21 protein-coding genes are annotated in these 11,825 nt (G+C 36.3%); 11 read left to right on the plus strand and 10 right to left on the minus strand.

Annotated elements, in window-relative coordinates:
* The first annotated feature begins 38 nt into the window (after positions 1-38).
* From ACKVEV_RS12125 to ACKVEV_RS12150, 6 genes are all read left to right on the plus strand, one after another.
* A complete protein-coding gene (locus tag ACKVEV_RS12125) occupies positions 39-530 on the plus strand; it encodes a CarD family transcriptional regulator (protein ID WP_409366690.1) in 492 nt (163 codons plus the stop codon).
* 185 nt (positions 531-715) lie between these two features.
* Positions 716-880 (plus strand): hypothetical protein, encoded by a 165-nt coding sequence (locus tag ACKVEV_RS12130; protein WP_409366691.1) that lies wholly within the window; start codon positions 716-718, stop codon positions 878-880.
* A 25-nt stretch (positions 881-905) separates the two neighbouring features.
* Positions 906-1,403 (plus strand): GNAT family N-acetyltransferase, encoded by a 498-nt coding sequence (locus ACKVEV_RS12135; RefSeq protein WP_409366692.1) that lies wholly within the window; start codon positions 906-908, stop codon positions 1,401-1,403.
* A 54-nt stretch (positions 1,404-1,457) separates the two neighbouring features.
* A complete protein-coding gene (locus ACKVEV_RS12140; protein ID WP_409366693.1) occupies positions 1,458-1,910 on the plus strand; it encodes an NUDIX hydrolase in 453 nt (150 codons plus the stop codon).
* Positions 1,911-1,956: 46 nt separating this feature from the next.
* On the plus strand, positions 1,957-2,376 hold the full coding sequence (locus ACKVEV_RS12145; protein ID WP_409366694.1) for a flavoprotein: 420 nt from the start codon (positions 1,957-1,959) through the stop codon (positions 2,374-2,376).
* A 36-nt stretch (positions 2,377-2,412) separates the two neighbouring features.
* Positions 2,413-2,796, plus strand: a complete 384-nt coding sequence (locus ACKVEV_RS12150) for a lipoprotein (protein ID WP_409366695.1) — start codon at positions 2,413-2,415, stop codon at positions 2,794-2,796.
* A 111-nt stretch (positions 2,797-2,907) separates the two neighbouring features.
* On the opposite strand, the gene ACKVEV_RS12155 is transcribed toward ACKVEV_RS12150, so the two are convergent.
* Positions 2,908-3,282 carry a HesB/IscA family protein gene (locus tag ACKVEV_RS12155; protein WP_409366696.1) on the minus strand — a complete coding sequence of 125 codons (375 nt, stop codon included), beginning with the start codon at positions 3,280-3,282 and terminating at the stop codon, positions 2,908-2,910.
* A gap of 182 nt (positions 3,283-3,464) precedes the next feature.
* On the opposite strand from ACKVEV_RS12155, the gene ACKVEV_RS12160 reads away from it, so the two are divergent.
* Entirely contained in the window at positions 3,465-4,151 is a 687-nt protein-coding gene (locus ACKVEV_RS12160) for a DUF2225 domain-containing protein (protein WP_409366697.1), read from the plus strand.
* A 54-nt stretch (positions 4,152-4,205) separates the two neighbouring features.
* On the opposite strand, the gene ACKVEV_RS12165 is transcribed toward ACKVEV_RS12160, so the two are convergent.
* Positions 4,206-4,442, minus strand: coding sequence for a NifU family protein (locus tag ACKVEV_RS12165; protein ID WP_010857481.1), 237 nt, complete (start codon positions 4,440-4,442; stop codon positions 4,206-4,208).
* Between the two features lie 84 nt (positions 4,443-4,526).
* On the opposite strand from ACKVEV_RS12165, the gene ACKVEV_RS12170 reads away from it, so the two are divergent.
* Complete coding sequence (locus tag ACKVEV_RS12170; protein ID WP_409366698.1) at positions 4,527-4,862, plus strand: YuzD family protein; 336 nt, start codon at positions 4,527-4,529, stop codon at positions 4,860-4,862.
* Positions 4,863-4,946: 84 nt separating this feature from the next.
* Here ACKVEV_RS12170 and ACKVEV_RS12175 read toward each other — a convergent pair whose 3' ends face one another.
* On the minus strand, positions 4,947-6,014 hold the full coding sequence (locus ACKVEV_RS12175) for an NAD(P)/FAD-dependent oxidoreductase (protein ID WP_402926335.1): 1,068 nt from the start codon (positions 6,012-6,014) through the stop codon (positions 4,947-4,949).
* A 373-nt stretch (positions 6,015-6,387) separates the two neighbouring features.
* Between ACKVEV_RS12175 and ACKVEV_RS12180 the strand changes: the two genes are divergently transcribed.
* Complete coding sequence (locus ACKVEV_RS12180; RefSeq protein WP_337980526.1) at positions 6,388-6,624, plus strand: YuzB family protein; 237 nt, start codon at positions 6,388-6,390, stop codon at positions 6,622-6,624.
* A 104-nt stretch (positions 6,625-6,728) separates the two neighbouring features.
* On the opposite strand, the gene ACKVEV_RS12185 is transcribed toward ACKVEV_RS12180, so the two are convergent.
* Both ACKVEV_RS12185 and ACKVEV_RS12190 read right to left on the minus strand, forming a co-directional pair.
* Complete coding sequence (locus tag ACKVEV_RS12185; protein WP_402926333.1) at positions 6,729-7,481, minus strand: TIGR01457 family HAD-type hydrolase; 753 nt, start codon at positions 7,479-7,481, stop codon at positions 6,729-6,731.
* Positions 7,478-7,930, minus strand: a complete 453-nt coding sequence (locus ACKVEV_RS12190; RefSeq protein WP_409366699.1) for a DUF86 domain-containing protein — start codon at positions 7,928-7,930, stop codon at positions 7,478-7,480. Before ACKVEV_RS12190 ends, ACKVEV_RS12185 begins: the two co-directional genes overlap by 4 nt.
* Before the next feature lie 88 nt (positions 7,931-8,018).
* On the opposite strand from ACKVEV_RS12190, the gene ACKVEV_RS12195 reads away from it, so the two are divergent.
* On the plus strand, positions 8,019-8,285 hold the full coding sequence (locus ACKVEV_RS12195; protein WP_402926329.1) for a DUF3055 domain-containing protein: 267 nt from the start codon (positions 8,019-8,021) through the stop codon (positions 8,283-8,285).
* A 144-nt stretch (positions 8,286-8,429) separates the two neighbouring features.
* Here ACKVEV_RS12195 and ACKVEV_RS12200 read toward each other — a convergent pair whose 3' ends face one another.
* Both ACKVEV_RS12200 and ACKVEV_RS12205 read right to left on the minus strand, forming a co-directional pair.
* The gene (locus ACKVEV_RS12200; protein WP_402926325.1) at positions 8,430-8,609 is read right to left on the minus strand and encodes a hypothetical protein; all 180 of its coding nucleotides are present in this window, start codon (positions 8,607-8,609) and stop codon (positions 8,430-8,432) included.
* Positions 8,610-8,651: 42 nt separating this feature from the next.
* The gene (locus ACKVEV_RS12205; RefSeq protein ID WP_409370546.1) at positions 8,652-9,197 is read right to left on the minus strand and encodes a D-glycero-alpha-D-manno-heptose-1,7-bisphosphate 7-phosphatase; all 546 of its coding nucleotides are present in this window, start codon (positions 9,195-9,197) and stop codon (positions 8,652-8,654) included.
* Positions 9,198-9,361: 164 nt separating this feature from the next.
* Here ACKVEV_RS12205 and ACKVEV_RS12210 point away from each other — a divergent pair, with 164 nt between their 5' ends.
* Positions 9,362-9,544, plus strand: a complete 183-nt coding sequence (locus ACKVEV_RS12210; protein ID WP_409366700.1) for a hypothetical protein — start codon at positions 9,362-9,364, stop codon at positions 9,542-9,544.
* 82 nt (positions 9,545-9,626) lie between these two features.
* Here the strand turns inward: ACKVEV_RS12210 and ACKVEV_RS12215 are convergent, their stop codons facing one another.
* From ACKVEV_RS12215 to yunB, 3 genes are all read right to left on the minus strand, one after another.
* Entirely contained in the window at positions 9,627-9,980 is a 354-nt protein-coding gene (locus tag ACKVEV_RS12215) for a YutD family protein (protein ID WP_409366701.1), read from the minus strand.
* Between the two features lie 33 nt (positions 9,981-10,013).
* Entirely contained in the window at positions 10,014-10,937 is a 924-nt protein-coding gene (gene lipA / locus ACKVEV_RS12220; RefSeq protein WP_402926318.1) for a lipoyl synthase, read from the minus strand.
* 115 nt (positions 10,938-11,052) lie between these two features.
* Positions 11,053-11,823: a sporulation protein YunB gene (yunB, locus tag ACKVEV_RS12225; RefSeq protein ID WP_409366702.1), complete on the minus strand. Its 771-nt coding sequence runs from the start codon at positions 11,821-11,823 to the stop codon at positions 11,053-11,055.
* Positions 11,824-11,825: the final 2 nt, after the last annotated feature.

Here is an 11,825-nt window from a genome sequence, read left to right on the forward strand (position 1 = left end):
AACTAAGTTGACAATAATGTTTGATGGAGGGAATATACATGTACAATGTTGGCGATGTAGTCATTTATTCATCACATGGACTTTGTTCGGTTGAAGATATTTGCGAACAAACCTTTAGCGACATTACAAAAACTTACTACGTTTTACAACCACTAAACGATTCAAAATTAACAATTCGTACCCCTATCGATAATGCCAAAAAACAGCTACGAGACATTATAAAAAAAGAAGAAGCGTTAAAAATTTTACGTTCCTTTACCTCACCTGGTGTGGAATGGATTGAACAAAATACACACCGTATGAGATTTCACGTTGAAATTGTTAAAACCGGCGATCGACAAAAACAAGCGAACCTCTTAAATACATTGCTTCGCAAAAAGTTAGAATATGAAGCGAACGAAAAAAAATTCCCAAATCAAGAAGAAAAATTATTGCACTCTTTACAAGAAATCATCTTTTCAGAATTTTCAGTTGCACTCAATAAACCTTCAGAAGAAATTTACGAAGATGTCGTAGCAAAACTTTGCTAACATCTTCTAAAGTTACATAAAGAAGCCACAACGATTTTCAACGAGGCTTCTTTCTTTTTATCTACATTCTTCCTCCTTTCACCAATTCCCTTGAAATTTAGCATTCCATTTTAAAATGTATTTGTTTTATACTACTAAAAAATGTAAAATTAATAATATTCAGTAAAAATCGAAGGTTTGATAACATGAAAAAATTATTTACCATAGTCACTTGCCTACTAGCTATAGGTATCGCTGTTTATGCTACGTATGATTTTCTTGTGGTGGAATTAGATGAGCTTTCTACAGGAGAAACATCCATCGCCTGTTTTCAAAACAATAAAATGATCCATATTTCACTACTTTATTAAACAAGGAAGAAAAGAGGGATAAGCAATGGTTGAAGTTCGAAAAGCGCTATCCAGCGATGCAGAAAAAATCGTCAATGTCATGACCGATGCAGAGGAATCCGGGTTTATGTTATTTGCTCCCCAAGAAAGAAAAGTCAATCCTGAAAAGTTTGCTACTTATATTGATGCGATCCATAGCAATGCAAAATCAGGTATTTTTGTTGCCTATGAAGGGGAACAAATAGTCGGGTATTTAATTGTTCAAAATGAAAAACCTCAGCGTATAGCGCATCGAGCGTACTTAGTGATTGGCATACATAGTAATTGGCGTGGACAAGGCATAGGTAAAGCTCTTTTCACTTATGTTATAACATGGGCAAAGCAAGTGGGCTTACACCGTTTAGATTTAACCGTTATTGCTGCAAATGAAGTAGCCGTTCATTTATATAAAAAGATGGGCTTTGAAATAGAAGGTGTTAAAAGACATTCGTTATTTATTGATAACGATTATGTAGACGAATATTATATGTCTCTTCTATTATGAGCAATGCCACTCTCCTATTGGCGTTTGCACTACAACTAGAAAGGCGGCGAAAACATGGAATATTTTAAATATCTTAGACAGTATGTAGGTCATCAACCAATCATTTTGCCAGGTTCAGTGGTCATTATGTTAAACGATCATAATGAAGTATTATTACAAAAAAGACTTGATGGCTCTTGGGGATTACCTGGTGGCTTAATGGACTTAGGGGAGAGTTTTGAAGAAGTAGCCAAGCGTGAAGTTTTCGAAGAAACAGGCTTAACTGTCCAAAACTTAACATTACTAAATGTTTTTTCAGGCGCTGAATATTATTTAAAAGTCGCCAATGGTGATGAATTGTATGCCGTAACAGCCGTTTATTACACAAAAGATTGCACTGGCGAACTGCAAATTGACTACAGTGAATCGGAAAGGCTGCAATATTTCGATTTTCATAATTTACCACCAGAGCTATCCCCAGTTTATAGAAGCTTTATTGTGCCTTATGTAGAAATGTTATCACCATAATTTATCATTTCTTTGAGTAGTTTAGGTTGTGAGAGGAGGCTTTTAAATGGACAACTCTTTTTCATTGTTTTTAGATTTTTATTTAGAAGTTTGGAGAACATCATCTTTTAGTAACTTAGAAAAAATAATAGCTCAACAATATAAAGCAAGAGAAATAACAGCTGGAAAGATAGTTGACTTTGGTTATAAGGAATCTTTAGAAGGTTGGGAACAAGGTTTTCATTTTGCTAAAGAAAACCATGCTCAATGGAAATTAAAAGTAGTTTCAATTCTCCCTTTAAGAGAACATGAAACGATGGCGATTATATCAGCTACTTTAGCTATTGATGGCAAAACTTTAGATACAGCTAATTTATTTTTTCAAACGTTCAAAAAATATAATAACAATGATTGGAAATTAGTAAGAAGCTATATCGAAGCAGGCGTTATGCTTGATGAGACCATATCAATGAAAGAACATACCTAATTCCATTATCTGCTGATCGTTAAGGAGGTCGATGGGTTGAAAAAATTACTAACAGTGTTATTTGCATTATTGTTATTAACAGCTTGTAATAAGCCTTCAATATTAAGTATTAGCAAAATCGACAATGTGCCAAATGAAGTGCAGGAGGTCATTGATAACAAGTATACACTTCAAAAAATCAATGTAGATAAGAATACATTCTATATCTCTTATCAATCACAAGGAATCGTTACAACAGACCTTGAAACACAAGGTAACACATTGATAATAAAGTTAGATGTTGCAAATCAACTGGATTTTGATATAGCACAACATGTATACAAAATAACAAAAGACTCTAACATTGATACGATCGATGTTCACATTAATGGCACATCGACCACTATTGATCATGTAACAGCCCTATTAGGAAGCTATTAGCCACTAATATAAACTTGGGCACTGTTTTTTTATTACGCAATACAAAAAAGCCCCCTAATTTGTGATGCTGTCGCAACAGACAAATTAAAAGGCTTTGTATCTTCATGCTAATTATTCACAAACTTCAGGCGTTCCTTCACGTGTTGCCGCTTTAAAGCTTGTGCCACAGCCGCAAGATGCGATTGCATTTGGGTTGTCGATGGTAAAGCCACCGCCCATAAGCGATTGTTTATAGTCAATTTTCGTTCCCATTAAAATAGGCGCATCTTCGCGGGAAACAAGAACTGTTAAACCATGTTGCACATCTTCAAAGTCGTCTTCTTTTTTCTCTTTATCGAAATGCATGCCGTACGATAGACCACTACATCCGCCACCATTAACAACTACACGTAAAAATGAACCTTGCTCTTCATTATGCTGCATCATTTCATTAATATGAAAAACTGCCGCTTCCGTTACTTCAATTACTTGCTTTAAACTTGTCATCCCAATCACCTTCCTTCCTACTTATCATATCAATTTTGACTATTGTATGACAAACATTCAGCTTCAAGTAGAATATTAGTAAAGTTACCGAATTTTTCACTTAATTAGTATTATTTATTCATGTTTTAAAAACATGGGTTGGTATAATAGTTATAATTACATCGATGAAAGAGGTAAATATTATGGAGATTTCACCGTATTACGAAAAGAAAGTTCAATGTCTTAATTGTAAAAAAGAATTTCCAACCTTAAAAGTACGCTCTAAATTCATAAAAGTAGATCATACCGAAACCGATTTTCAGCCGATTTATGCAGACGATGTCAACGCTCTTTACTACAACGTATTCGTCTGTGAGCATTGTGGCTTCTCCTTTACTGAAGACTTTACAAAATATTTTGCGCCTGGTGTACAGGATGATATTAAGACGCACATTACGGAAAAATGGGTACACCATGATTTTAAAGGCGAGCGCACTATCTTCCAAGCAATTCAAGCTTATAAATTAGCCTTTTTATGCGGTACGATTAAAAAGGAAAAATTCGTTGCTACGGCTGGGCTTACTTTACGTCTTGCATGGTTATATCGTTCATTAAATAATGAAGGGCAAGAGCAACGTTTTATGAAAATGTCACGTGATCTTTATATGGAGTCCTATTCCAATGAGGATTACGCTACAACACAAATGTCAGATGTTCGCATAATTTATATGATTGCTGAACTATCTCGTCGTATTGGTGATTTAGAAAATGCCACACGCTTCTTTTCAAAAGTAATTGAAAAACAAAGCCATGGTGGTGAAGCGAAAATTATCGATATGGCTAAGGAACAGTGGAATCTTATTCGCGAAGAAAAGGCTCGACAAGCGTAAACAACAAAAAAGTTCTAGCCTGATTCATCAGCTAGAACTTTTTATACGCCAGGATTAGAATACTTGTTCTACTTCAATAATTCCTGGAACTTCTTCTAATAATGCACGTTCAATACCTGCTTTTAGTGTAATCGTAGAACTAGGGCAACTACCGCATGCACCTAATAAACGTAGTTTTACAATACCGTCTTCTACATCTACTAATTCACAGTCTCCACCGTCACGTAGTAAGAATGGACGTAATTTATCTAATACTTCTTGAACTTGGTCGTTAATTGTTGCTTCTGCCATTTGTCTCGACTCCTTTCCTTATAATGATTATAATGTTAGCAACAGAAAAAATCCAATATAGAATACAAAGGGAGATTAAATACTATGGATCAATCAAAACCAATTATTGAAATTTACGGTACAGCTGTCATCTGTGCTAGCTGTGTCAATGCTCCATCTTCTAAAGATACATATGAGTGGCTACAAGCTGCCATTGATCGAAAATATCCAGACCAAGCGTACGCTATTCGCTATGTCGATATTGAAGGTCCAATTGAGAATGAACGTGACCAAGTTTATGCTACACGTATTCAAGACGATGAATTTTTCTATCCACTCGTACTCATTAATGATGAAGTAGTAGGAGAAGGGTATATCCAGTTAAAACCAGTTTTCGCAGCACTTGAAAACCTTGGCTTTACACCAGACGAAACTGTTTAATGATATACAGAAGGGATTGTTCAAATGTAACTTTGAGCAATCCCTTTTTTATGTCTATGTCTGCTCTATATTATAGAGCACCTGTTAATCGTTTTGATATTTATACATCCATAGTAAACCAGATTTCATTAATCGTGCAATACGACCTGTGACAGTAGTATCTGCTAGATAAGCGAAGCCTTGTTTTTTACCTAACGATCCCATGAATCCTTTTAGTTTAATATCAGGCATTTTTTCAGGTAAATGCTCACCCTTCCAACGCATACGTAATACTTTGACGATATGCTCTGCTTGTTCCTCTGCTAATTGTGCACTTGGTGAAAAGTCTGAAGATGCACAATCACCTACAACATAGACATGCTCATCGTCCAACACATTAAAGTACTGTGTCACAATTGGACGACCTTGGCGATCTTTTTCAACATCCAGATCACGCACAAGCTTAACGGGCTGTACCCCTGCAGTCCATACAATTGTGTCGAGCGGAATTTCCTCTTCATGATTAAAAATTTTACCTTGTTCTACTTTTGTAATATTAGAATTTGCTATGACATCTACATTATGTTTTGTAAACCAATCTTTCACATATTTACTAAGCTTCTCAGGGAAGTCTTTTAAAATACGTGAACCTCGGTCGAATAGTTTAATTTTTAAATCAGCACGGCTTTCACGCAGTTCACTCGCTAGCTCAATACCACTTAAACCAGCACCAACAATGCCGACAGTTGAGCCCGCTGGTAAACCACATAACGCTTGGAATGTTGCACGTGATTTAGCCATCGTCTGAATGCTGTATGTGTACTCTTCTGCACCTGGTACACCATGATATTTATCTTCACAGCCTAGACCAATTACTAAATCATCATATTCAATACGTTGCCCATCTTCTAGAATGACTACTTTTTCTGCACGGTTAATGCCAACGGCCTCACCATACACAGCCGTTAAACGCTCATGCTCCGGGAAACTTACACGAATTTCTTTGTCTGTCGAAGTCCCTGCTGCTAATGCATAAAATTCTGTTTTTAAACTATGGAAAGGTGCTCTATCTACTAACACAATTTCCGTGTCCAAAGGTAAGTTGTTTGGTAAAAGTCGAAGCATGACACGCATATTGCCGTAGCCGCCACCTAAAAGTACTAATTTCCCCATAATAGTCTCCTTTAATGTATCTAATAATAATTGTTCACAAAGTATCCACAATTGAGTATAACCGATTGTGAGAAGTTTCACAATATAAGTTTGCATTTTTTGTGAAGGATTTCACAATATTGATACCTTATTTGCGTTTTTTAACAACATTTCATACAAGATCGATTACACCTCGAGCTTTGTGCATCCAGATTTTTTATAAGCATGCATGAAAAGTACTGCTTAATAGATGTGACATTGCCCGTAACATTTCACATCAAAGATGGATGGCGATTGCAAACATCTAAGGAACTACTTTTAGCTTTATTGACTTACGTTAAAACATTGACGAACGTACTAAAAGCGAGTAGCATAACAATGGTGAGGTGAACATATGAATCCAATGGTTGAATTTTGTGTAAGTAATTTAGCAAATGGCTCACAAAAAACGTATGAAATACTCGAACGCGATCCGAATATCGACGTTTTGGAATATGGCTGCCTCAGCTACTGTACGAAGTGTTCCGAATCCTTTTACGCAATTGTAAATGGAGATTTAGTAGAAGCGGCTTCTCCTGATGAGCTGACAAAAGCTATATATCAATTTATCGAAGAAAATCCATTATGGTAATATGGATGTCGAGTCCGAACGAATAAACATTACACATATAAAAAAGGACGTTATACCTTAAATTGGTATAACGTCCTTTGTTTATGACAAACGCTATTTTCATGTTAAGCTAGCGTTTCTACTAAGTAAGTTGGTTGCTGTTCTTTTTCTAGAACAACACTAGTCGGTGTGACGCCTGTGTTGACATGAATTGTATCACAGCCAAAACGAATTCCACACATAATGTCTGTATCATAGTTATCACCAATCATCACCATCTCATCTTTTGTAAAACGATGCTCTTTGGCAATAACGTCAAGCATTGCAGGGGACGGCTTTCCGATGTAAATCGGCTCGACGCCTGCTACCTCTCCGACTAAACGTGCAAAGGAGCCATTTCCGGGTAAAAATCCGTACTCTGTTGGAAATTTAATATCTTGATTTGTCGCGATAAATACAGCGCCATTTTGCACAGCAATTGTAGCCTTTGCTAATGCCATATAATCCAATGTGCGATCTATGCCCATTACAAATACATCTGGCTCGTTTTCTACAGGATCAATTCCTTCATCTAACAACGCCAACTTAATTCCATCGGATCCCATCATCGCTACTTTTTTGCCTGGATAATTCAGCGCTACATACTTTGCCGTTACTAAAGCACTGGAATAAATATGATGAAGTGGTGCCTCTACGCCAATAGCTCGTAAAGCCTCTTGTAATTGCTCTTTTGTTTTAGAGGAATTATTGGTCACATAAAACGGCTCAATTCCCTGTCGCTGTAAACGTTGTATAAAAGCAACCGCAGAAGGAATACCCTCCTTACCGCGATAAACTGTACCATCTAAATCAAAGCAGTATGCCTTATAGGTTTTCATTGATGATCCTCAGGTAAAAATGCTGATACGGGACCTAACTCATTTGTTAAGTAGCTATTCACAGCTGGTGCAAACTGCTTTAAAGCAGGTAAGCTTGCCGTTAGAACATTCACAACTTCAGTAATGTCTACAGATACAAATTCACGAACGAGCATTTTACGCAAGCCTACAACGGCTTTTAACGATGCTTCCATGTCAGATGACACGACTTTTTCATCGATTAAAATATCAATAATATCCTCATAGCTACCTGGATCACGCATAATAAAGCCATCAATCATCAAGTTACCTACATCCATCATTGATTCCATCACATTATGACCGATTCGTTCAAGAGCTAATTTCGAAATATCATTTTGAAGCCAGTTATCCTCTGCCTCAAAAATAGCTAATAGTTTATCTAAGTACTGTAAGTTTGTTGTGATTTTATTACGATCTACAAAATACACAAGGAAAGCCCCCATTCAAATCATTTAAAGTTGATAGTCTTTTCTCTTCTATAGTACCATATCTATAGGACTGGAAGGAGATTAAAAGATGGAACGTTTTTTCTTATATGATGATGTAGAAGATACAAAAACACGCTTTGTTAGTTTCGCAGGACAAAAACTGCGCTACGACTTAGCTATTTTACAATCTAGCCGCTTTTTCGGCAAAGTACTTGTAATGGATATTCAATTTGGCCGCTTCGCGATTATAGGGCCAGACGATGTAGAAGAACCCGGCTACCTTGAGCACGTATACAATCGTTCTGAAGAAGATACGGTAGAACTGCGTGAATACTTACGCGAATTGCTAAATTAAGATTACCATACAAAAAAATTCCGCTGATCTATTTCCTTGTGACATCCGTTCGTCGTAAGTACGGAAATGAGCAGCCCACTGGAATATTTAGCGAAATTTTTTTGTGGAAATCTTATCGGTATGAGAAGGACAACCCAGACATCGTTATTTATTTAAAGTTGAAGGGTTGTCTTTATTATGTGGTTTGTTTTTGTTTTCATTATCATTTTGTTTTTTAGCTTGTTTATTTTGCCCAATCACAGCTAAATCATCCACACTAATATCAAAGCCGTAGCCATATTCTTCACGGTCTAATGTTTTTTTCTTCTGTTTGTCGTTAGCCATCATTATCACCTCCAATTTTTAAATTATCCTTTTTCAACAGATTTATACTTGATTACGATAAGGACCATGTGCATCTTCTATGATCCAGTCAACAGCACGTAATAAGTCGGGAAATACGGCATCTGCTAGCGCATCATGTTTACCTAGAAAAACGCCCTTTGTACCTGCCCTTTTTCCTGCAATGATATCTGTATCTGTATCCCCCACCATATAGGATTTTGCTAAATCCACATTGTATTTTTCAGCGAGGTCTACAATTAACTTGCTGTTTGGTTTACGACACGCACAGCCAGCTTTCGGTTTATGCGCACAATAGACAACTTCATCAATGATTGCACCATGTTTCTTTAATTCTTTTGCCATATGGACATGGATGTTCTTTAGCTGTTCTTCTTTCATAAAGCCTAATCCAACACCACCTTGATTGGTTACAACAAATACATAATCAAAAAACTCGTTTAACTTTTTTATCGCTTGCGGTACACCAGGTAAGAAAAACAGTTGCTGAGGCTTATTCACAAATTTCACTCTTTTAGTCAATACTTCATTAATAACCCCATCACGGTCCAAAAATACGGCTGTTTTTATAGTCATCACATCTTTCTTTCATACAAATCTTTTATATTGTTCCCATTTTGGCTCAACTTATCAATGCATGTATAGTAAACTTCAGTAGATAGGAAATTATGGATTTCAATTGATGGACGAAATAGGGAAAAGTTCAACAATTAAACAACAAGGAGGCGCTATGAATGAAAACTGGGAATAGCTTTTTTATTATTGGTGTTATCCTCACTTTGATTGGTCTAGTTTACCAACTAGGCTATAGTAGCTCTTTTTATTTTAAATACTCTTTTGCAATAGGATTGATATTATTTAGTATCGGTATTCTAATTGATGGGCTAGAAAAAATGAAGTCGAAAAAGAACATTTAGAAACATGAATCTTGTACGCTCAAATAGTTAAACGCTCTAAAATAAAAAAACCTGATGCAAACATGGCATCAGGTCATAATTGTTATTCGATTATCTGTTCATTGTCATTTGGTTCTGTCACTTCGGTTGCTTCATTTATTACAACGTCTGGTTGCAAAATCACTTTACCGCATTTGCGTAATACAAAATAGGCGCAACCAAAATTACAATACTCATATAGGTAATCTTGAAGCGTACTAATTTTCGTATCAAACGTAGATTTTTGATTTTTATCATCAAAAAAACCTTTTAAACGGAGCTGATTATAGCCCCAGTCGCCTACAATATAATCATATTTGACTAAAATATCTGAATATCGTTCCTTAAATGCTTCTTCTTGAAAAGCTTCGCGGTAATCTTCAACTACTTCATATTCATATCCATCGATAATTATCAAAGTGACACCACCTTTCTCGTCTAACTTTTCCTATTATACTTCAGCTTGCAATTGTCGTTCTTTCGTTGCAGCATTCACTTGCTCGTCGGCATGATAACTACTGCGTACAAGTGGGCCCGCCTCACAATGCTTAAAGCCTTTTTCCATTGCAATTTTGCGCAGTTTTCCAAATTCAATTGGTGAATAATATTTTTTTACAGGTAAATGTTTTTTCGTTGGCTGTAAATATTGACCGATTGTCATAATATCTACGTTGTTCGCACGTAAATCATCCATTACCTCTAAAATTTCTTCATGCGTTTCACCTAAGCCAATCATTAATGATGACTTTGTTGGAATGTCAGGTTGCATTTCTTTAGCTAAACGAAGGAATTCTAAAGAACGCTCGTATTTTGCGCGCGCACGTACTCTTGGCGTTAAACGGCGTACCGTTTCGATATTATGATTTAAAATATCTGGTTTAGCATCCATTAAAAGTTGAAGATTTTCCTTCAAACCACCTAAATCAGAAGGTAAAACTTCGACAGACGTGAAAGGACTTTTGCGGCGAATCGCACGCACTGTTTCAGCTAATACTTCTGCACCGCCATCCTTTAAATCATCACGTGCTACCATTGTAATTACAACGTGCTTTAAATTCATAATTGCGACAGAATCTGCAACACGTTCTGGTTCTGCAAGATCTAACTCATTTGGTAAACCTGTTTTTACCGCGCAGAAACGACAAGCACGTGTACAAACCGATCCTAAAATCATCATTGTTGCTGTACGGCGCTCACCCCAGCATTCATGAATATTTGGACAGCGTGCTTCCTCACATACTGTATGAAGGTTTTTCTCACGCATCAGCTTTTTTAAACCCTTATATTCATCATTCGTGTTTAATTTAATTTTTAACCAATCCGGTTTTCTTACATGTTGTTCTTTTTCATTGCTAGTAGGTTTACAGGATGTCATACAAATTCGCCCCTATCAAAGTTATCTTTTGTTGAATATTATCTACCATCACTGTTGTCAATGTATCATATTACACGAACGGCATCAACTAGCATTTACTCTCAATTTAACATTTCTACTGATAAGGTACTGGCACTTCGATAGATGGCTGTACGGCATCTCCGCCATTTGTATAAATATTTGGTACTGGGCCTCTCGTTAATCCCATTGCTACTGGGATATCTTGAGATACTGTCGTTGATTTGCTGGCAAATGGGACGATTATTTGGACATTCACTTCTATATGAATTCCTACTTCCACATAAGCACTATTAATACCAAATTCCCTAATGTCAGACGTTACATTACTATGGACATTGCCAATTACATGAAAACGTATTGGTATTTTCGGCCCCAAATTGCCGAGCAAAGGTAAATCAGCTGCCTGTGCGAGCGGGACGAAAAAAACAATACCATCCCCTTGTTGAATTTTATTGACATCATATTCGACATTATCTAAGTCAGGTAAATGGGACAATTCTCCATGTTCAGCCTGCTCTAAATACATTTTTACAAGCTCCAATGTTTCTGCACGTACTCTATTGATAATTTCCGTATTAAATTTTGTCGTTACGGACGTACCAGATGGTACATCTTCGATTATATCATTAACGTCTAATACGTTAGAAGTACGTGAATTAATGGCTTTACTGACAACATACGATGCAATTTTATTCGTTTGTACTTCCGCATACTCCAAATAGGTTGGCTTCAGCCGCTCATTTAAGAAATAAAGAAAAAGTACAATACAAATGATACTTGCAACAATTAGTAAGGTTAAACGATTTAGCTGTATACCTCTTTTGTTATTCGTTCGCAATTTCATCCTTTTTCGAGGGAAAAACAAAA

The organism is Lysinibacillus sp. 38-6, from assembly GCF_046245175.1.
GTDB lineage: Bacteria > Bacillota > Bacilli > Bacillales_A > Planococcaceae > Lysinibacillus.